Here is a 20,192-nt window from a genome sequence, read left to right on the forward strand (position 1 = left end):
ACCACGCGGCGACGCCCCAGGCGTCGCCGCGATCGGCAAACCTACTTCACCAGCCGCAGCGTGAACGGATAGCGGTAGGCGACGCCCTCGTTCGCCTTGATCGCCGCGATGATGGTGAACACGACCCAGCCGACGAACAGCGCCAGGCCGAGCGGAACCGTCAGAATCACGCCGATGAAGAACGTGCCGAAAGTGATCACCCACAGCGCGACGAACGCGATCGCGACCGAGATGTTGAAGTTCAACGCTTCCTTGGCCTGATCGGCTGCGAACGGGAGCGTGTCGCGCTTGACCAGCCAGACGATCAGCGGCCCGAGTACGCAGCCGATGCCGGTGATGAACGCGCTGAACGCGGACAGATGGCCGAGCATCGCCCACAGGCGCTCGTCGCTGGATTGCGTCGCCGGCTCGGACGTCTGCGGCGGGTTCGGCGGCACAACGTTGTCGTTTTCGCTCATGGCACGGCTCCGCTGGATGACATGTCCACTTTTTCGCGTTGGCGGGGAGCTGTCAAGCGCGGAAAGTCACGCGTCGCCGGCGACGGTCATGCGTTCAAGCAGGATCGAGCCGGTCAGGATATGCGAACGCGGATCGACGTCCCGACCGACCGCGGCGATGTTCTGGAACATGTCGCGCAGGTTCGCGGCGATCGTGATCTCCTCAACCGGATACACAATCTCGCCGTTCTCGACCCAGAAACCGCTGGCGCCGCGCGAGTAGTCGCCGGTGATCAACGACACGCCCTGCCCCATCAGTTCGGTAACGAGCAGGCCGGTGTGCATGCGCTTCAGCAGTGCGGCGAAGTCATCGCTGCCGGGCTGCACGACGACATTGTGGATGCCGCCGGCGTTGCCGGTCGACTGCAGGCCGAGCTTGCGCGCCGAATAGCTGCCGAGAATGTAGCGTGCGAGCACGCCGTCCTTGATCAGGTCGGAGTCGCGCGTGGCGACGCCTTCGGCGTCGAATGCGGTGGAGCCATGGCCACGCGGGATGCGCGGACGCTCGACGAGCTGCATCCATTCCGGGAAGACCGGCTTGCCGACATGGTCGACGAGGAAGCTGGCGCGCCGGTACAGCGCACCACCGCTGACGGCCGAGAGGAAATTTCCGATCAGGCTGCGCGCAACTTCCGGCACGAACAGTACCGGACAGTCGCGCGTCGACAGCCGGCGCGCACCGAGCCGCGCGATGGTGCGCTCAGCCGCCTTCCTGCCGAGCTGCGCGGCAGGAATGAAATCGCCGGCCGCGCGCACGCTGTCGTACCAATAGTCGCGCTGCATGCCGTTCGCGTCCTCGGCGATCAGCGCGACCGACAGCGAATGGTGCGTTCCGCGCTCTGTGCCTACGAAGCCGAGCGAGTTCGCGTACGCAGTCAGCGACGCGCCGACCTGCACCGACGCGCCGTCGGAGTTGTCGATGCGCGGGTCGAACGCGCGTCCGGCATCCTCGATCTCGACGGCGAGGCGGATCGCCTCCTGCGGGCTGATGTCCCACGGGTGCCAGAGATCCAGATCCGGCTTGTCCTTCGCGAGCAGGGCCGGATCGGCGAGGCCGTTGGCCGGGTCCTCCTCGGTATGGCGCGCGATCGCGCAGGCGTGCTCGACGGTCTGCTCGATCGACTTCGGGTCGAGATCGGCGGTGCTCGCCGAGCCTTTGCGCTTGCCGAAATACACGGTCAGCGAGACGCCGCGGTCACGCGTGCGCTCGACCGTCTCGACTTCGCCCAGGCGCACGCCGACACTCAGGCCCGCATCGATGCTCGCCGCGACGTCGGCCTCGCTGGCGCCCTTCGCGCGGCAGCGCCGGATAACGTCCTCGGCGATCCCAGCGAGACGATCGAGTTCGGCCATGCTGCTATCTTTGTCGGTGACGATTGCGTTCACTGGATGGTTTTCCCGGGTAACCCTGATGCACGAAGACGAACTGCACGACGAAACACTGGAGCCCAGTCGCAGCCAATTGCGCCGCGACGCGCTCGATATCTTCAAGCTCGCCGAGGCGCTGGCCGCGCTCGGCGATGCCGACCTCGCTCGGGTGCCGCTCGACGAGGACCTTCACGGCGAGGTGCTGCGCACGCGCGCGGTCACCTCGCACATCGCCCGCAAGCGCCAGACCCAGTTCCTGGCCAAGCAATTGCGCAAGCTCGGCGACGACGAGATCAAGCTGATCCGCGACGCGCTCAGCACCGACCGCGACAAGGCGCACCGCGAAACCGCTGCGATGCACCGCATCGAGACCTGGCGCGACCGCCTGCTCGAGGAAGGCGACGACGCGCTCGGCGAACTGCTCGCGCTCGTTCCGTCCGCGGATCGCCAGCGCCTGCGCCAGCTCGTGCGCAACGTGAAAGCCGAGCGCGAACGCAACAAGCCGCCGCATGCGTACCGCGAACTCTTCCGTGAGTTGCGCGAATTGTTCGGCGAACCGCTTTAGCCCTCTCCCCCATCGCCTGCGATGGGGGAGAGGGTTGGGTGAGGGGGCGTGGCTGCGCTCGGCTGCAATGTCTCGACAAACCGAACCCTCGCCCCCTCACCCTACCCTCTCCCCCAACGGGGAAGCTGTTGGAGGAGAGGGGAATATCGTCAAGCCGCCGTGCCGCCCACCGTCATCGAGTCGATCTTCAAGGTCGGCTGCCCAACGCCGACCGGCACGCTCTGGCCGTCCTTGCCGCAGACGCCGACACCCTCGTCGAGCTTGAGGTCGTTGCCGATCATCGAGACGCGCTTGAGCACTTCCGCACCGGAACCGATCAGGGTCGCGCCCTTGACCGGGCGCGTGACCTTGCCGTCCTCGATCAGGTACGCCTCGCTCGCCGAGAACGTGAACTTGCCGTTGGTGATGTCGACCTGTCCGCCGCCGAAATTGACCGCGTACAGGCCGCGCTTGACCGAGGCGATGATCTCGCCCGGATCGCGCTCGCCCGGCAGCATGTAGGTGTTGGTCATGCGCGGCATCGGCAGGTGCGCGAATGATTCGCGGCGACCGTTGCCGGTGGATTTCATGCCCATCAGGCGCGCGTTGAGCTTGTCCTGCATGTAGCCCTTCATCACGCCGTTCTCGACCAGCACCGTGCAGTTCGTCGGCGTGCCCTCGTCGTCGATGTTGAGCGAACCGCGGCGGCCGGCCAGCGTGCCGTCGTCGACCACGGTGACACCTGGCGCCGCGACTTTCTCGCCCAGCATGCCGGCGAACGCCGAAGTCTCCTTGCGGTTGAAATCACCTTCGAAGCCGTGGCCGATCGCCTCGTGCAGCAGCACGCCGGGCCAGCCCGGACCGAGCACGACCGGCATGTTGCCGGCCGGCGCCGGCACCGATTCGAGGTTGACCAGCGCGACCCTCACTGCCTCGTGTGCGAACGCATGCGCGCGGCCGTTTGCGAGCAGTTCCGGAAAACCGTAGCGTCCGCCACCGCCGCTGCTGCCGGATTCACGCCGGCCATCCTGCTCGGCAATCACCTGCACGTTCATGCGCACCAGCGGGCGCACGTCGGCGGAGAGCGTGCCGTCTGAATGCGCGATCAGAACGGTGTCCAAGGTCGCTGCGATGCTGACGATGACCTGCTTCACCCGCGGATCCGCGGCGCGGCAGAACGCGTCGACCTCGCGCAGCGCGGCGATCTTCGCCTCGCTGGACAAGGTGTCGATCGGGTCGATCGCCGGGTACAGCGCGCGACCCGTCGCGATCGCCAGCGGCTTGCCGACGCCGTTCGCGCCGGCCTGCGCGATCGCGCGCGCGGAACCCGCCGCTTCCAGCAACGCCGGCAGCACGATCTCGTCCGAGTACGCGAAGCCGGCCTTCTCGCCGGACAGCGCGCGCACGCCGACGCCCTGCTCGATCGAATGGTTACCGTCCTTGACGATGCCGTCCTCGAGCATCCACGACTCGCTGCGCGAATGCTGGAAGTAGAGATCGGCCGCGTCGATCGACGGCCCCATCAACCGCGCGAAGATGCCGTCGAGATCACCGGCGGCGAGGCCGCCAGGGCGCAACAGCTGCTGTTCGGCTTGGGTGATGAGTTCGGTCATGGGGAGGGATTCTGGATTCTGGATTCGAAGATTGGGGCAACTGCGTCCTTTACTCCCTCTCCCCCGACGGCTTTATCGTCGGGGGAGAGGGCCGGGGTGAGGGGGCGGGAGCGCATGCGGAGCAAAGCCCCGCAATCGAAAATCGCTTAGTCATGCCTCATCGCGAAAATCGCGGCCTCGCGACCGTTTACCACCCCGCCCCCTGACCCAACCCTCTCCCCCAACGAAGAAACCGTTGGGGAGAGGGGCTTTCCAAGACGGACACCGCCTGAATTGGGGGCGCGCATGCTGGAGCACAACCGGCTTTACTGCAAACCCGGGGCTTCGATCGGCCGCGCGGCTACCAACGCGGCCCTGCACCGGGCGCACCGTCCGCTGCCGGCGATGACTCGCGCTCAGGTGGATCCGGCGTTCCAGCACCGGATTTCCGCGGCTTCTTCTTTCCGGCTCCCGGCTCCCGATTTCCGATCCCCGGCTTTTCGCGCGAGACCAGGGTGATCTTCGGCTTGTCCCATGAGCCGCTCACCTGGTAGTGCAACCCCATCGCCATGCCGAGCGGCTTGTTCAGGATGCCCTGAATGACCAGACCGGCCGCGGCGCCAACCGGGCCGGCCGCGATCGCGCCGACGATCGGCAGGGTCGCCCCGGCATGCGGGCTCACGGCCATGCGCTGGTCGTAGTCCTTCGCACGCAGGCCGGTACGCCCGGTCACCACGATGTCCGCAGCCGGGCTGTTGATGGTCAGGCCGTCGGTGTATGCGTTGCCGTCGGCGAGACGGAACTTGCCGATGATCGAATTGAAACTGAGGCCGGACTGGAAGAAATCGCTGAAGTCGAGGCTCAGGCGACGCGGGATCTCGGTCAGCGAGAACAGGCCGAAGATGCGCCCGGCCCCCGGTTCGACGTCGAGGATGCGCCCTTCGGCGACATTGATGTCGAGCACGCCGTCGAGTTTCGGCAACGCGAACGCGGACGGTGGCCCGGCCCAGGTCGCATCGATCGTCGCGCGCGTCGTACCGCCGTCGATCAGGCCCGGGAATCCGAGCGCGTCCATCATGTGCCCGAGATTCTGCGCGGACAGTTCGATCGAAAGCCGTGAGTGGTTGTCCTTCGCGCCGCCGGTCCAGTCGCCGCTCGCCTTCATGGTGATGTTCGGCGACTGCGATTCGAGCTTGTCGACGCTCATGCCATTGGCGATCGGATGACTCTCGAACTGCGCGGAGCCGAAGCTCGCCTTGCCGAGCTGGAAATCATCGACGACCAGATGCAACGGAGGCAGCGACGCCGGCGCGACATCGGCGAACGCGCTGGAGTCCTGTGCATCCGCCGGCGTCTCCGGCCAATGGATGCGCGCGAACTTCGCGCTGATGCCGCGTCCGACGAGGTCGGTCCTGGGAATCTCCAGACGGCCGGCGATCGCAGCGCCGTCCAAACCCACCGTGGTCGCCGCAACACCGTTGTCGACCGTGAGGCGCATGTCGCTGAAGTGGCGGTTCGCGAACAGGAAGTCGTCTGCGCGCAGGTCGACGGCCTGCACGATGCTGCCCGTGCTGCCGGTGTCCTGCTCGACCCGTTCGAGCCAGGAACCGGCGTCGAGCCGCGGAGTGCGCCCGCCGATCACGACCGCCTGCGCAGGTGGCTCGCCCGGTGGCGCCGTGCCGAGCTCGACGCGCGCGGCGAATGGGCGGCCGCCGCCGGGCACGCGCCCCTTCACACCGAGGACGTCTCCGAGTTTCGCCACGAAGATCTGGCCGGCGGGGGGCAGGTCGAGATCGAGATGGAACGGCAGCGCGACGTCCGCGGCCTTTGCCAGTGGCGCAGGCAACTCGATGGACGTACCGCGCAGATCGCTGTCCAGCGCCAGCCGGCTGCGCACCGCTCCCCCTGCAGGAGCCTCGACGCCGACGCTCGCGGTCCACGCCGACTCGCCCGGAAACGCCGTCAGCATCGGCAGCAGTACCGGCACGTCGGCGAACACCGTGGTCGCCGGAAAGCGGCCGGCCAAGGTCGCCTCGAACACATGCCGCGGATCCGCGGCGTAACCGCCGATCGCGATCGAGAGTTTCGCCTTGCGGTCGCGGAAGCCGACATCGAGCGCATCGGCCGCAAAGCCCTTCTGGTTGAAACGCAGGTGTCCCGCAGCATCGGAAAAATGCAGGTTGAACGCTCCGTGGTCGAGCTTCGCGCCGCCGAGATCGACACCGCCGTTGAGGTTCAACGCTTCAATCTGCTTGATCGGCAGGTTCAACGTGAACGCGACCGCAGCCTTGCCGGTAACCGCCACATCCTTGAGCTGATCCTGGTAGCGCTTGCCGACCGGCGTCGCGCGCATGAAGCCGAGCAGGTTCGCACCGCTCCCCTCGCCCTTCACGGCGAGATCGAGCACGAGCGGGCCGAAGTCCGCGATCGTCGCGCTGGCCTGGGTGATCTTGTTGCCCATCGCTTCGGCCGCGTCGACGTCGACCTGCATGCCGTCATTGACGAAGGTCGCGACCGCATGCAGCTTCTCCGCGCGCGGCCAGTTCGGATCGTAGTCGAGCGTGGCGTCGGCGATTTCGGCGCGTGCGACGAAACGTCCGCTGCGATCATGGAACGGCCAGTCAGCGAGATCGCCGCGCAACGCAACGCGGCCATCGACGAGGCGGCCGCCGACCAGCGCGCGGTCCAGCCACGCGATCGCAGGCGGCGGCATCGTGATCGTCGGCCAGAACAGTTTCGCAGCGACGATATCGCCGTGCGTGATCAGTGCGTACAGGTCGACCAGCGGACGCCGGCCGGAAGGCAGAGCGACGCTGCCGCGCAGTTCGCCGCCGTAGCCCTCGCCCTCGAAACCGAGGCGGTCGGTCTCCAGTTGCCAGGCGTCATCGACGCGGCGCGCGATCACGTCGCCACCGAACTGCGCGAACAGCAGCGGCTTGCGAAACACATGCGGATAGTCGACGCGCAGCGCCTGCTGCGGCAGCTGCAGCAGCAGCGCCTGCGCGTCGCCGCCAAGATCGAGATCAATGTGCTCGATACCCGGCGCGGCGCCCGCGCTGGCGAGGCCGATACCGCGCAGTTGCGCATTCACTTCGTAGTCGTCGGCGCCGCGCCAGTCAATGTCGGCGCGCGCCAGCGTGCCGCGCGGATGCGCGAGATACAGCCAGCGGCGCAGACCCTCGGGAGCCTGTCCGCTGAGCATCGCGAGATTGCCGAACGGTTCGAGCGGCAGTCCAGTCGCGCCGGCTCGGTAACGCGGCTGCGCATCGTCACCACGGCGCTCGACGGTGAGCCGCGCTGGCGCGGGCGCGGGCGTGGACGCCGCACCGGTAGCGCGGATATCAGGCCCGGCGACAAAGTCGGCAAGATCGAAGGTCCAGCCATCGGGCTCGCGCAGCCAGCGCGCGACGAACGCGAGGCGGTCCGTGCCGATGCGCGGCGCGATCGCGGTGTGTTCATCCACCGCGATCGGCGACGCAGCGTCGAACCGCACATCCTTGAGATCGACGCGGACGCGCACATCGTCGGCGCGCGCCGCGTTCACACGCGCCCACAGCTGCACCGCGCCGCTGCCGGCGACGAGTTGGATCCCACCGGGAGACTGTTGCGCCGCGTAGCGGCCCAGGTCCACATCGCGTCCGCCGACGTAGATCTCGCCCGAGCGCGTGTTGATATCGAGATCGGCGACCAGATCGAGCGGCGGCGAATCGGTGTCGGCCACGCGTACGCGGCCGAGCACGCGGGTGATCGCGCCGCGATTGAGCAGGCGCAGCATCGGCGCGGCCAGCGCCACGTGCAGTCCGCGCTGTGGATCCTCGATGGTCAACCTGAGGTTGCTGATCTCCAGCGCGCCAAGTGCACCCAGTGAGAACGGCTCGTCACTTTGCTGCGGGGCGCCGAAGTCGAGACCGCGCACATGCCAGCCGCTCGCCTCGTTGACCAGCCCGAGATCGAGGCCGGAGAGCCGGAATTCGCTGAACGCACCGTTGCGCTTGAACGGTGCGTACAGATCGAATGCCAGCTCGGCATGCGGAATCGCCAGCGCCGGCTGGTCGGCCAGGCGACCGGCGATGCGCACGTCATCGAGCGCGAGCAACGGACCACCGCCGATCCAGCCGCCGCTGAGGTGTCCGATCTTCACGGGCCGTTCGAGGCGCTTGGACAGCCAGTGCTCGACATGTTGCGGATGACGCTCGAGCCACGGCATCGCGAGCTGGGTCAGCCCCGCCAGCACGCCGAGCAGGATCACGACGGTCGCGCCCGCGGCCAGCAGCGCGAAGCGCAGCCGACGCAAGCGTGCGCGCCACGGAGTCGTCACCTGACCTCCGGCGACATCGCGCGCTTATAGCAGCACGACATCGTACTGTTCCTGCGAATAGTGCTCTTCAGGCTGGAAGCGGATCGTCTTGCCGATGAATTCCTCGAGCTCGGCGACCGCGGTCGAGTCCTCCTCGAGGATCCGGTTCACGACCTTCGGCGCGGCCAGCACCAGCAACTGCTTGGCATCGAACTGGCGCACTGCGCGGGTGATCTCGCGGAAGATTTCGTAAGTAATGGTCTCGGCGGTCTTCAGGCTGCCGCGGCCGCCGCAGGTGGCACAGGGTTCGCACAGCTGGCGTTCCAGGCTCTCGGTGGTGCGCTTGCGCGTCATCTCGACCAGGCCGAGCGGCGACATGTCGTAGACGGTGGCCTTGGCATGGTCGCGTGCCATCGACTTCTGCAGCTGGCGCAGCACCTGGCGCTGGTGCTCCTCGTCGGTCATGTCGATGAAGTCGATGATGATGATGCCGCCGAGGTTGCGCAGGCGCAGCTGCCGCGCGGCCGCCTGCGCCGCTTCGAGGTTGGTGCGGAACACGGTCTCCTCGAGGTTGCGCGAACCGAGGAAGCCGCCGGTGTTGACGTCGATCGTGGTCATCGCCTCGGTCTGGTCGACGATCAGATAACCGCCGGATTTCAGCGGTACATCCTTCTTCAGAGCCTTCTGGATCTCGTCCTCGACGCCATACAGGTCGAAGATCGGGCGCTCGCCGGGGTAATGTTCCACGCGCTCGGCCAACTCGGGCATGAATTGCTGCACGAAGCGCTGCGCGCGCTCCAGCGTCTCGCGCGAATCGACGCGTACCTTCTCGATGGTCGGCCGCATCAGGTCGCGCAGTGCGCGCAGCGGCAGGCTCAGATCCTCGTAGATGCGCTCGCCGACCCGCGTGCGCGCGATGTTCTCCTTCACGGTCGCCCACAGCTTGCCGAGGTAGTCGATGTCCTCGGCCAGCGCCTCGCGCGACTCGCCCTCCGCATTCGTGCGCACGATGTAGCCCAGAGAGCGAGGTCGAAGCGGCCCTCCGGCCGCTGAGGGGGAGCCATGGATGGCGACCGGGGAGCGCTCCAGGGATGGATTATCTGAAAGGGCTGAGGGCTGAGGGCCGAGGGCAGCCGCGTCGGGAGCGGGCGCGGTCAATTCGGCCAGCATGTCCTTCAGGCGCGCACGCTCGGCCTCGTCCTCGATGCGCACCGAGACGCCCAGCACCTTGCTGTAGGGCAGCAGTACCAGATAGCGCGACGGGATCGACAGGTGCGTGGTCAGGCGCGCGCCCTTGGTGCCGATCGGGTCCTTCACCACCTGCACCACGATGTCCTGGCCGTCGCGCACCAGTTCGCCGATCGGCGGCGGCGGCGCCGGTGTGGCGTCGCCGTTGTCGGCGATCAGCGGCGTTACCGGCCGCACGATGTCCGATGCATGCAGGAACGCGGCGCGATCCAGCCCGATCTCGACGAACGCCGCCTGCATGCCTGGCATGACCCGGCTGACCTTGCCCTTGTAGATATTGCCGACATAGCCGCGCCGGCTCGCACGCTCGACGTGGACCTCCTGCAGCATGCCGTTCTCGACCAGCGCCACACGCGTCTCGCGCGGAGTCACGTTGATCAGGATTTCTTCGGACATGAAGGCACTTGGCGCGGGAGTATTTGTCGCAAAACCGGGGCATCCTGCCGCGGTTTGCAGCAAACGGTCGCGGCCAAGCCGCGCCACCTTTGTCGCGACAAGCACTTGCGTGCCTGTCGCGGCGGCACATCCATGTGCCGGACGGTTTTTCAAACCGCTCTCGGGCAACTTATAGCCGCCCGGACGCGCCATTGTCGAATGCGGGATCGGCACTTCGGCAAATCTTTGCAAAGCGGTCCGCCGGCTTCAGGCCGCCCCGAAATGGCGCAACAGGGTAGCCGTCTCGTGCAGCGGCAGGCCCATGACCCCGGAATAGCTGCCGTCCAGACGCCGGACGAACGACGCCGCAAGGCCCTGGATCGCATACGCGCCGGCCTTGCCGAACGGCTCGCCGGTCGCGACATAAGTCGCAATTTCGGCATCGGAAAGCCGCGCGAACTCGACCGTCGACTCGCTGACCGCGTGCTCCTCGCGCCCGGCGTTGACCGCCCAGACCACCGATATGACACGGTGCGCGCGCCCCGAAAGTCGCTGCAGCATGCGGATTGCGTCGGCGGCGTCGGCCGGCTTGCCGAACACCTCGTCATCGAGCACGACCTCGGTGTCGGCGCCGATCACGAGTGCGCGGGGCACCGCCGCGACCTGCAGGAGCCCGGCGCCCGCCTTCTCGCGCGCGACACGGCTGACGTAGTCCACCGCCGGCTCGCCGGGCTCACGCTGTTCGATCACGTCGACATCGATCACGTCGACATCGATGCCGAGCTGGCGCAGCAACTCGCGGCGGCGCGGGGACTGGGAGGCGAGATAGAGCATGCGCGAAGTATCCGCGAAAGCGATCGGGACGGGCGAGTGGATGCGTCATGCGGCTGCCGTGGGGCTGTCACGAAACCCTCCTAGCGTGCTGCGGTTTGCCCCTCCACTCCTCAGAAGCCCACGATGCCGACCCGAACCTTCGCTTCGACGCTCGCCCAGCCCGCTCCGCGCCCGCTGATCGCTGCCATCCGACGTTCGCTCACCACGATGCCGTGGCTGCTGGCAGCCGGGTTCTGCCTCAGCGCCAACGCCGCCGACAGTGCCAACGCCGGACCCGTGCCGTCCGCGCCTGTGCAGGCCCTGGAGGAAGTCGAGGTGCGCGCCAGCGTCGAGCAGTCGGCGATCACCGAAGCACCCGTGCAGGCCGAGCTCGACATCACCCAGCCGCAGTCGGTGATCGGGCTGGACTACATCAGCAACCACACCGCGCCGACCGCCGATTACGCCAGCATCGCGGCGATCGCCCCCGGCGTGACCAGCATCAGCACCGCCGGCCCCGGCCTCGGCGAGGCCAAGCAGGTGACCCTGCGCGGCTTCAACGACAACCAGTACAACGTGACCTACGACGGCATCCCGTTCGGCGATACCAACGACTTCAGCCATCACACCAGCAGCTATTTCCCAGCCAAGATGATCGGCCAGATCACGGTCGACCGCGGCCCCGGCGGCGCCGGCCAGATCGGCGAGGCGACGTTCGGCGGCACCATGGCTTTGCGTTCGAAGGACGCGCGCGACGAGTTCTCGTTCATTCCAACCTTCAGTTACGGCAGCTATGACACCTCGCTGACGCATCTCGAGGTCAACAGCGGTCGCATCGAACAGTTGAACGGCGGCAAGTTCATCGCCAGCGCGCAGTACAACGAGACCGATACCGCGCTCACCGATTCACCGATGCGCCGCACGACGACGTACATCAAGTACGTGCAGCCGATCGGCACCGACACCGAGATCACCTTCCTCAGCAACTACAACAAGATCCATTTCAACAATCCGGACAAGACCACGCTGACCCAGCTGCAGATCAACACCCTCGGGCGCGACTTCGGCCTCAACCAGGACCCGAAGAGCACCGACTGCGCCTGCTACAACTTCCAGGACAAGGAAACCGACCTGGAATACCTCGGCCTGAGCAGCAAGCTGTCCGATGCGTGGCGGATCGACAACAAGGCCTACACCTACGCCTACGACAACAACAGCCACGAAAGTCCGTACGTCGGTACCAAGACTTCGCCCACGAACATGGGCGGCTTCAACAAGATCAACAAGTACCGCGCCTGGGGCGACGTGCTGCAGGCGACCTACACCGATGAACACGGCCAGTTCCGCACCGGCGGCTGGTACGAGTACACCGGCAACACCCGCTACAGCGTCGCGCTGGACTACGGCCTCGGAGGCATTCACGACGTGAAGCCCGGCAAGCCGGACAGCATCGCCTACAAGTACACGATGGTCGACTTCGTGCACACCTACCAGCTGTTCGCGGAATACGAATGGCGCGCGACCGACGCGCTCAGCATCACGCCGGGCGTGAAGCGCCTCAGCTTCACGCGCGACATCGAGGCGCCGATCAACCAGGGCACCAAGCTGCCGCTCTACTTCAGCCATACCTCGGACAAGACGCTCGGCTCGCTCAGCGCCAACTACCTGCTGACTTCGGAGTGGAGCGTCTACGGCCAGGCGGCGCAAGGCTTCCTCGCGCCGAACCTCAACCAGTTCTACGTGAAGGATCCCGGCCTCAACCGCGCCAAACCGCAGCAGACGATGAACTACCAGTTCGGCACGGTCTACAAGACCGATCGCTTCAACGCCGACGCGGACATCTATGCGATCGACTACCGCAATTTCCCGATCCTCGGCACCGACCCGGTCACCCACGACGACATCTACGCGCTGGCCAAAGGCGCCAAGATGAAGGGCATCGAGGGAGAAGCGACCTATTACCTCGGCAAAGGTCTGAGCCTGAATGCGAACGCTTCGCTGATCGACGCCAAGTTCAAGCTCTCCTCACTGCGGATGCCGAACATTCCATCCAGCACGGCCGCGCTCGGCGTCAGCTACGACCAGGACGGCTTCTTCGCCTCGCTGACCGAGAAATATTCCGGTGGCCAGCGCGTCTACAACGGCGGCTTCAATCCCGACAACTATTCTTCGGTGAAGGCCACCAGCCGCAGCGACGGTTTCTGGCGCGCGGCGTTGGGCTTCGGTTACGGCCAGAACCTGTCCGGTTCGTTCATCAAGAGCTACAAGCTGCGACTGCAGCTCGACAACCTGTTCGACGCCAAGCAGCAGGTCGCCGATTCGATCAAGGGCACCGATACGTACTACCTCGTGCTGCCGGGCCGCAGCTGGTTCGCCTCGTTGTCACTCGGCCTCTGATCTGCGGGAGATCGCAACCCATGTTCCGAACCCATCCGCGCCTGAACACGGCACTGGCGCTTGCACTGCTGCTTGCCGGCAGCGTGCACGCCCGTGACGCGCAACATACCGACCATCCGCATTACCTGGACGACACGCAGCTGCACGCCGCAGTGGCCTTGCTGCCACCGCCATCGCCGCCGGGCTCGGCGGAGGACGTGGCCGACCAGAGCGTGACCTTCCAGGTCTACACCACGCGCAGTGCCGAACAGGCCGCGCTGGCGAAGAAGGAGGAAAGCTTCGACGCGTTCGCGTTCGCCGCGGTGCTCGGTCCCGATTTCAATCCGCAACGCCTGCCGCGCACGGCTGCGCTGTTCGCTGCCGTGAAGAAGGACGTCGCGGCCGCCAAGAACGAGGCGAAGCAGACCTGGCGACGCGAACGCCCCTGCCCGGTCAACTCCTGCCAATGGGATCCGGAGGGAGATGCGAGTGATTGGAAGAATCGCGACTACAGCTATCCGAGTGGACACGCCACGCGCGCCACCGTGTTCGCGATCCTGCTCGGCAAGCTGTTCCCGCAGCGCGCCGACGCGCTCGACCGCTACGCGCGCGATGTGGACTGGCGCCGCGTCGTGCGCGGTGTGCACACGCCGCAGGACATCTACGCCGGTCGCGTGCTTGGCCAGGCGCTGGCACGTGATTTCCTCGCCAGCGCGTCGCTGCAACGCGACCTGAAACTCGCCGCCACGGAGATCGCCGCTGCCGGCATCGCAGGCAGCGACGCCGGAAAGGTCCATTGATCGAGGGAAACGACGTCGGGCCTGTGTGGACCGTCATGTGTTCACCACAGAAATAGTTGGGACGAGCAAGAGGCGACAGCCTTGCTGGCGGTCGCCTCGTTCCCTCACTGGCGATGTGCCTCGTTGCCGCCATGGCCACCTGCCTGCGGCTGCGAACGCGCGGGCGCGTTCCGGTGCGGCTGCGACATCGGAGCAACATTGCGCTGCGCCGGCGCACTCATGTGCTGTTGCATCGCCGGCGTGCGATCGCGCTGCACCTGCCCGCTCGCGTGCGGCGCCTGGACTTGCGCCCTGCGCGGGACATTGGCGGCCGTTGCCGACCGCACGGACGAACTCGCCTGATGGCCAGCCGCCGTACCGGGTGCGCTCGCAGCATTGCTCCGGTAGTACCCGGTCGAAGCCAACGGGCGGCTGGCGTTCGCCGCGGCATGCGCGGTCGCCGGAGCGGTGACGACCTTGGCCTGCATCGCCCTCGTGGTTGCGGCTTGCGCGGCCGGGCTCGCGGCGTTCGCGCGCATGACGCCACTGGCATTGAACGCTCCGGGCGTCGGCGTTGCAGCAACGGCCGGGGATCCACGATTCACCGATGCCAGCATCGCGCGGTTGTTGCTCGCGCCCTGCAAATGCTGCTGTTGCGCCGCAGTCGGCTGGACGTGCCGGTCACGCGAAGCGATCAGCTCCTGCGGGCTCGGTCGTGCCATCACGCCTCCCGTGCCACCGTTGTAGCTGACCTGGTTGTTGGTCACGCTGTTGTTGACGACCGTCCTGTTGTAGACGTTCGTGATGTTCGTCGTGTTGCTGATGTTGTTCACCGTGCGGTTGTAGTTGAAGACACCGCCGCGCCAGTAGCCGCCCGCATAACCGATGCCGGTGTAGCCGAAGCCGTAGTTGATGCCGCCGTAGAACCCGATATGCGGACCCCAGTAACCGGCATGGAATACGTAGAAACCACCACCCCAGCCCCAGTAGCCCGGCGTCCACAGCGCGCCCGCATACGGTGCCAGTACCCAGGTTCCAGGCACCCAGAAATAGCCGAGGTCACCGTAGCTCCAATAACCGGGCGTCCAGATGTAACCCGGCCCCGGGATGACCGGCTGCGCATAGACCGGCAACGGCGGCGGCGCGATGTTGATCGACAGGAAGACGCCCGCCGACGACACGAGCGGCGTCGCTAACAGCGACAGCACCAGCATCAACGCAGCGATACGAGCGGCGAAGCGCACCTTTAGCGATCGACTATCCTGACCTTGACGCGGATTCATGTGCTGCCCCTTGATCTAGTGTGTACGAGGGCTACAACGCCGAGTCGGCAACTAGGTTGACGGTCTGCTGCAGGTCCTTCAGTTTCGTTCAGGTAGCGGTCGCCTCCAGACGCGTCGGCACAATCTCGCCCCACCTGCCAATTGGATAAGAAGCCGACCATACGATGCACAGCGCGAACACTTCGTCGTTTCAATCCGCGCCCGCTTCGAGTGAAGCGGGCAACGCACCAAGCGACGCACCAACCCAGGGGGATGGTGTTTCAATCCGCGCCCGCTTCGAGTGAAGCGGGCGACCATCAATCGGATGACCACGACGGCGTCTGTGTTGTTTCAATCCGCGCCCGCTTCGAGTGAAGCGGGCGACGTTTTTTGCCTTGCCCTCGATGCCGATCGACTTGTTTCAATCCGCGCCCGCTTCGAGTGAAGCGGGCGACAACGATGGTACGCATGGGGGCGCGGACTGAATTGTTTCAATCCGCGCCCGCTTCGAGTGAAGCGGGCGACCGCTTCGGACCCCACCCGTAATCTGTCCTGAATTGTTTCAATCCGCGCCCGCTTCGAGTGAAGCGGGCGACGGCCCGGACGGCCAGCCGATCACACGCATCGACAAGTTTCAATCCGCGCCCGCTTCGAGTGAAGCGGGCGACCACAGCAGCCCCAGCGCTAACGCTTGCGCTTCCGGTTTCAATCCGCGCCCGCTTCGAGTGAAGCGGGCGACAGCTTCCGATCGTGACCAGAGGCCTCCCATTCGCGGTTTCAATCCGCGCCCGCTTCGAGTGAAGCGGGCGACCTGCACAAGCTGATGGCGCTGGTCCCGCTGACCGAGGTTTCAATCCGCGCCCGCTTCGAGTGAAGCGGGCGACACGAGTGCATCGCGCGCTATCCGCCGCGGCTGCAGTTTCAATCCGCGCCCGCTTCGAGTGAAGCGGGCGACCCGGCTCGATCGATACAACCGCGAGCCCGTGAGTTTGTTTCAATCCGCGCCCGCTTCGAGTGAAGCGGGCGACTGTCCAACGGCATCGCTTTCAACTGCTCCAGCGGCAAGTTTCAATCCGCGCCCGCTTCGAGTGAAGCGGGCGACAAATGAGCGATGAGAAACCGGACAAGCCGAACCCGTTTCAATCCGCGCCCGCTTCGAGTGAAGCGGGCGACTCTCGTACTCGCGCGTGTGCGACGGGCCAGCGATGTTTCAATCCGTGCCCGCTTCGAGTGAAGCGGGCGACCGGCAAGGCCCACGTGCGTGCGGTGGTCGACCTGATGTTTCAATCCGCGCCCGCTTCGAGTGAAGCGGGCGACTGCATAGCAGCCAGCCGACCATCAACCGAATCATGTTTCAATCCGCGCCCGCTTCGAGTGAAGCGGGCGACTCAACTGATTCCACTGCTCGCGCGTCAACGGCGCGTTTCAATCCGCGCCCGCTTCGAGTGAAGCGGGCGACCGTGACGGGGTCCATGCTCTTCTCTCCAGCGGATGTTTCAATCCGCGCCCGCTTCGAGTGAAGCGGGCGACAGGCGATCAACGCTGAGATTGTGGCGTTGCTGGACAAGTTTCAATCCGCGCCCGCTTCGAGTGAAGCGGGCGACCCGGAGCGGATGTCTCGACCGGTACGGACATCCTGTTTCAATCCGCGCCCGCTTCGAGTGAAGCGGGCGACTGTCCAACGGCATCGCTTTCAACTGCTCCAGCGGCAAGTTTCAATCCGCGCCCGCTTCGAGTGAAGCGGGCGACAAATGAGCGATGAGAAACCGGACAAGCCGAACCCGTTTCAATCCGCGCCCGCTTCGAGTGAAGCGGGCGACAGCCAGTACGAACTGTCCGGGTCGTGGTAGTGCATGTTTCAATCCGCGCCCGCTTCGAGTGAAGCGGGCGACTATCAATGAGGCCAGTAAGGGGGTTGTCCATTAGGGTTTCAATCCGCGCCCGCTTCGAGTGAAGCGGGCGACGATGATCGACATGTGGTTCTGCCAAGGCCATGTGCTGTTTCAATCCGCGCCCGCTTCGAGTGAAGCGGGCGACCCGACCTCGACAGAGCCCCATGCTGGTTGAGGAGAGTTTCAATCCGCGCCCGCTTCGAGTGAAGCGGGCGACAAGGAATGGTCGCCATTGGCTAACAGCAAGCAAGAGGTTTCAATCCGCGCCCGCTTCGAGTGAAGCGGGGGACCCGGGCCGTAGCACGCGGCCACCGCCGCGTCCTCTGGTTTCAATCCGCGCCCGCTTCGAGTGAAGCGGGCGACCCCCAACCATCTGGAAGCCAACCTCAAGATGGTGGTTTCAATCCGCGCCCGCTTCGAGTGAAGCGGGCGACTCTGCCGATACCAGCGGCGCTGCTGCTCCGGCGTGTTTCAATCCGCGCCCGCTTCGAGTGAAGCGGGCGACGTGGCGATCCCGCACAGGCCGAGCCGGCCTTGGCGGTTTCAATCCGCGCCCGCTTCGAGTGAAGCGGGCGACCTCGATCGGCCGTTCGTTCACGACCAATATCAAGTCGTTTCAATCCGCGCCCGCTTCGAGTGAAGCGGGCGACGCCGCCAGCGCAACGTATTGTGCAGGAGGGCATTTGCGTCCCTCTTGCGCGAACGTACTGATGGCTGTGACATTGTCAGGTCGAGACTCGCACCCATGCAACTCATAAGTGCCTGTACGAACTGGATCTTCCGGCAATCGCGAAAGGTACGGGATTTTCGGTATCGCTCGGGGTTCGCGCAGGTTGTCAGACGACCAGCGGGGCATCGAAGTCGACGGCGCGGAAGTTGCCGTATTCCTTGACGTGGATGTCGACCGGCTCGGTGAGGCGATAGAAGCGCAGGCAATCTTGCGAAAGGTCAATGATGTCCAGCAGGCTGCGCTCGAGCGTCTCCAGTTGCAACGGGTCGACACGGCATTCGAACACGGATTTCTGCACCCGCTGGCCGACGCCTTCACAGGCACGTGCGACACGCCGCAGCCGGCGACGACCTTCACGCGTCTCCGTGGAAACGTCATAGCAGACGATGATCAGCATCGGTCACCTCGCGATGAAGGGCAGATAGGCTTCCATTTCGCCACGCAGTGTGCGGGCGAGCAGGCGCGCCTGGATCTGCGGCAGCAGGCCGAGCGGGACTTCCGATTCGAGCAGCGGATGCATGAGCGTTTCCTTCTTCCTCTCCTGCCAAGCGATGCTCACGGTTCGGCGCGCGTCGTCCGCCATCAGCACGCCGCCGCCTTCGGTCGTGCGGAAATCGCTCGCCTTCAATTGGCCGCGATTGATCAGCGTCAAGGCCATGCGATCGGCCGCAATCGCCCGGAACTCCTCGACCAGATCGAGCGCCAGCGCCGGACGCCCTGGCCGCAGCACGTGCAGGAATCCGATCTGTGGATCGAGTCCCACTGTTTCCAATGCGCTGCGGCAATCGTGCACGAGCAGCGTGTAGAGAAACGACAGCAACGCGTTGAAGGCATCACGCGGTGGACGCCGGCTGCGTCCGTCGATCGCAAAATCGGCCCTTGCATCGATGCGGATCAGGCGATTGAGCGCCGCGAAATAGGTGCGGGCGGCCTCCCCCTCGACCCCGCGCAACGCATCCATTTCCTGGGCGACGCCGACCGCGCGCAACGAAGCATCGAACTTCGCCACCGCTGCATCGAGTGCACTCCGATCGTCGTCGGCCTTCGCCTCGCGAGCCCCGCGCAGCAGCACGGTGCGGCTGTTGCGCAATTTTCCGGCAAGGATGTTGCGGGACAAGGCGAGCGTCCTGTCCGGACTGCTGTTGGCATCATGCTGCGCGCGACGCAACAGCACGTTGCCGCTCACCGGGCCCTCGACGCGCGCGCGAAAACGGCCGCTTCGACTCAACAGCGTGACGCTGACGCCGGACTCCGCGCAGCGGCTGAGGAGTGCCGGCGACAGCATGACATCATCGCCGAGTGTAACGATGCCGCCGAGGTGATGCAGCGGCACGCGCAGCCGGGTTTCGCGCTCGACCTCGATGCGCACCGTGTCGTTGTCGAGACGCAGATAGCTGCCCTCGGTCATCACGTATAGCGTGTTCAGCAGGGTCCAGGCACTCATGTTTCAAACAGTTGATCGAGCAGTGTGTGATAGCGCGTTTTGGCGGCGACGACCTTGGGCTGGCACAGGTCGATCAGCGAGCAGTTGCGGCAGCGGGCGTCGTTGACCGGCGCGGGCAACGCCGGCGACGACAGGAGATCGCGTACGGCTCCTGCGGCGGCTTCGACCGCGCCGCGCAGCGCGGTGTCGATCGCGACCTCGCGGCGCCGGCGCGAACTGAAGTGGAAGATCGCACCGGCCAGAACCGGTCTGCCGGTCATTTCCTCGAGGCACAGCGCCTGCGCGGCGAGTTGCAGGTCGTCGTGGCGATGCTGGCGTCGCGGCCCATGCTTGTATTCGACCGGATAGGCCGAGCCATCCGCCTCGAACTCGACCAGATCGGCCTTGCCGATCAATCCCAGCCGGTCGCTCCACAACGGCATCGCACGCTCGATGCGCACGGTCCCTGAACGTTCCGCGCCGGGTTCATCGACGACGGCGTGCACGGCGTGACCACGCGCCGTGTGCACGTTGTCGGCGAACACCTGCTCGACATGGATCAGCGCGCACTGGCGCGGGCAATAGCTCCAGTGCTGGAGGGCGGAAATGGGAATGGCGTCATCCGACATGATCTGGCGGCAGCGGACGAACACGGATACCCGCCCTGCGCCCGACGGCGACGAACAGCCGCTGATCACCGAACCGATCGAGGATCGCAGCGATCATCTCGGCAGGTTCGTCAGGGCGCGTCGGAACGAGACGCAGATACAGGACGCCCCACGGCGCGGCGGAACCCTGCCGGAAGATCAAGTCGCCGTAATCCCTGTCGTAGGTGACCAGCCAGCGGCCTTGCTCGCGAGCCAGCGCCAGAACTTCCCTGTCCGTTGCGCTTGGAAAGAGTTCCGCGACCGCCGCCACATCGAACCCGCGCCGGCGCAGATCCAGCACCGTAAGTCGCGCAATGTTCTCGTCCGCAAGCAGCCGAGCTGGCATACC

At 65.8% G+C, this 20,192-nt stretch carries 14 protein-coding genes and 1 CRISPR repeat array; of the genes, 3 read left to right on the forward strand and 11 right to left on the reverse strand.

Features of this window, described 5'->3' with window-relative positions:
• Positions 1 to 41: 41 nt before the first annotated feature.
• Positions 42 to 458, reverse strand: a complete 417-nt coding sequence (locus ABD002_RS15240) for a DUF4870 domain-containing protein (protein WP_343792578.1) — start codon at positions 456 to 458, stop codon at positions 42 to 44.
• 66 nt (positions 459 to 524) lie between these two features.
• A complete protein-coding gene (pmbA, locus tag ABD002_RS15245; RefSeq protein ID WP_379988613.1) occupies positions 525 to 1,850 on the reverse strand; it encodes a metalloprotease PmbA in 1,326 nt (441 codons plus the stop codon).
• Between the two features lie 58 nt (positions 1,851 to 1,908).
• Between pmbA and yjgA the strand changes: the two genes are divergently transcribed.
• Entirely contained in the window at positions 1,909 to 2,430 is a 522-nt protein-coding gene (gene yjgA / locus ABD002_RS15250) for a ribosome biogenesis factor YjgA (RefSeq protein ID WP_343792582.1), read from the forward strand.
• 149 nt (positions 2,431 to 2,579) lie between these two features.
• On the opposite strand, the gene tldD is transcribed toward yjgA, so the two are convergent.
• From tldD to ABD002_RS15270, 4 genes are all read right to left on the reverse strand, one after another.
• Entirely contained in the window at positions 2,580 to 4,022 is a 1,443-nt protein-coding gene (gene tldD, locus ABD002_RS15255; protein ID WP_343792584.1) for a metalloprotease TldD, read from the reverse strand.
• A 340-nt stretch (positions 4,023 to 4,362) separates the two neighbouring features.
• A complete protein-coding gene (locus tag ABD002_RS15260) occupies positions 4,363 to 8,319 on the reverse strand; it encodes a YhdP family protein (protein ID WP_343792586.1) in 3,957 nt (1,318 codons plus the stop codon).
• Between the two features lie 24 nt (positions 8,320 to 8,343).
• A complete protein-coding gene (locus tag ABD002_RS15265) occupies positions 8,344 to 9,942 on the reverse strand; it encodes an Rne/Rng family ribonuclease (RefSeq protein WP_343792588.1) in 1,599 nt (532 codons plus the stop codon).
• A gap of 246 nt (positions 9,943 to 10,188) precedes the next feature.
• Positions 10,189 to 10,755: a Maf family protein gene (locus tag ABD002_RS15270; protein ID WP_343792590.1), complete on the reverse strand. Its 567-nt coding sequence runs from the start codon at positions 10,753 to 10,755 to the stop codon at positions 10,189 to 10,191.
• A gap of 123 nt (positions 10,756 to 10,878) precedes the next feature.
• Between ABD002_RS15270 and ABD002_RS15275 the strand changes: the two genes are divergently transcribed.
• Together ABD002_RS15275 and ABD002_RS15280 are read left to right on the forward strand one after the other, a co-directional pair.
• Positions 10,879 to 13,131 (forward strand): TonB-dependent receptor, encoded by a 2,253-nt coding sequence (locus ABD002_RS15275; RefSeq protein ID WP_343792592.1) that lies wholly within the window; start codon positions 10,879 to 10,881, stop codon positions 13,129 to 13,131.
• 20 nt (positions 13,132 to 13,151) lie between these two features.
• Positions 13,152 to 13,910, forward strand: a complete 759-nt coding sequence (locus tag ABD002_RS15280) for a phosphatase PAP2 family protein (RefSeq protein ID WP_343792595.1) — start codon at positions 13,152 to 13,154, stop codon at positions 13,908 to 13,910.
• 104 nt (positions 13,911 to 14,014) lie between these two features.
• Here ABD002_RS15280 and ABD002_RS15285 read toward each other — a convergent pair whose 3' ends face one another.
• The 5 genes from ABD002_RS15285 to ABD002_RS15305 form a co-directional block, all read right to left on the reverse strand.
• Positions 14,015 to 15,172, reverse strand: coding sequence for a YXWGXW repeat-containing protein (locus tag ABD002_RS15285; protein ID WP_343792597.1), 1,158 nt, complete (start codon positions 15,170 to 15,172; stop codon positions 14,015 to 14,017).
• Positions 15,173 to 15,359: 187 nt separating this feature from the next.
• A CRISPR array of direct repeats spans positions 15,360 to 17,693; the repeat unit is 37 nt; unit sequence GTTTCAATCCGCGCCCGCTTCGAGTGAAGCGGGCGAC.
• A gap of 186 nt (positions 17,694 to 17,879) precedes the next feature.
• Positions 17,880 to 18,170, reverse strand: a complete 291-nt coding sequence (cas2, locus tag ABD002_RS15290) for a CRISPR-associated endonuclease Cas2 (RefSeq protein WP_343792599.1) — start codon at positions 18,168 to 18,170, stop codon at positions 17,880 to 17,882.
• 3 nt (positions 18,171 to 18,173) lie between these two features.
• Complete coding sequence (gene cas1c, locus ABD002_RS15295) at positions 18,174 to 19,217, reverse strand: type I-C CRISPR-associated endonuclease Cas1c (protein WP_343792601.1); 1,044 nt, start codon at positions 19,215 to 19,217, stop codon at positions 18,174 to 18,176.
• Complete coding sequence (gene cas4, locus ABD002_RS15300; RefSeq protein WP_343792603.1) at positions 19,214 to 19,825, reverse strand: CRISPR-associated protein Cas4; 612 nt, start codon at positions 19,823 to 19,825, stop codon at positions 19,214 to 19,216. The genes cas1c and cas4 overlap by 4 nt, the downstream gene beginning before the upstream one ends.
• The gene (locus tag ABD002_RS15305; RefSeq protein WP_343792605.1) at positions 19,815 to 20,189 is read right to left on the reverse strand and encodes a DUF5615 family PIN-like protein; all 375 of its coding nucleotides are present in this window, start codon (positions 20,187 to 20,189) and stop codon (positions 19,815 to 19,817) included. Before ABD002_RS15305 ends, cas4 begins: the two co-directional genes overlap by 11 nt.
• Positions 20,190 to 20,192: the final 3 nt, after the last annotated feature.

This window comes from Dokdonella soli (assembly GCF_039523175.1).
Classification (GTDB): Bacteria; Pseudomonadota; Gammaproteobacteria; order Xanthomonadales; family Rhodanobacteraceae; genus Dokdonella_A; species Dokdonella_A soli.

Bases quoted from the DNA above. Each gene is read 5' to 3' on its own strand.
- ABD002_RS15240 (WP_343792578.1), bottom strand. From the start codon at position 458: ATGAGCGAAAACGACAACGTTGTGCCGCCGAACCCGCCGCAGACGTCC.
- pmbA (WP_379988613.1), bottom strand. From the start codon at position 1,850: ATGGCCGAACTCGATCGTCTCGCTGGGATCGCCGAGGACGTTATCCGG.
- yjgA (WP_343792582.1), top strand. From the start codon at position 1,909: ATGCACGAAGACGAACTGCACGACGAAACACTGGAGCCCAGTCGCAGC.
- tldD (WP_343792584.1), bottom strand. From the start codon at position 4,022: ATGACCGAACTCATCACCCAAGCCGAACAGCAGCTGTTGCGCCCTGGC.
- ABD002_RS15265 (WP_343792588.1), bottom strand. From the start codon at position 9,942: ATGTCCGAAGAAATCCTGATCAACGTGACTCCGCGCGAGACGCGTGTG.
- ABD002_RS15270 (WP_343792590.1), bottom strand. From the start codon at position 10,755: ATGCTCTATCTCGCCTCCCAGTCCCCGCGCCGCCGCGAGTTGCTGCGC.
- ABD002_RS15275 (WP_343792592.1), top strand. From the start codon at position 10,879: ATGCCGACCCGAACCTTCGCTTCGACGCTCGCCCAGCCCGCTCCGCGC.
- ABD002_RS15280 (WP_343792595.1), top strand. From the start codon at position 13,152: ATGTTCCGAACCCATCCGCGCCTGAACACGGCACTGGCGCTTGCACTG.
- ABD002_RS15285 (WP_343792597.1), bottom strand. From the start codon at position 15,172: ATGAATCCGCGTCAAGGTCAGGATAGTCGATCGCTAAAGGTGCGCTTC.
- cas2 (WP_343792599.1), bottom strand. From the start codon at position 18,170: ATGCTGATCATCGTCTGCTATGACGTTTCCACGGAGACGCGTGAAGGT.
- cas1c (WP_343792601.1), bottom strand. From the start codon at position 19,217: ATGAGTGCCTGGACCCTGCTGAACACGCTATACGTGATGACCGAGGGC.
- cas4 (WP_343792603.1), bottom strand. From the start codon at position 19,825: ATGTCGGATGACGCCATTCCCATTTCCGCCCTCCAGCACTGGAGCTAT.
- ABD002_RS15305 (WP_343792605.1), bottom strand. From the start codon at position 20,189: ATGCCAGCTCGGCTGCTTGCGGACGAGAACATTGCGCGACTTACGGTG.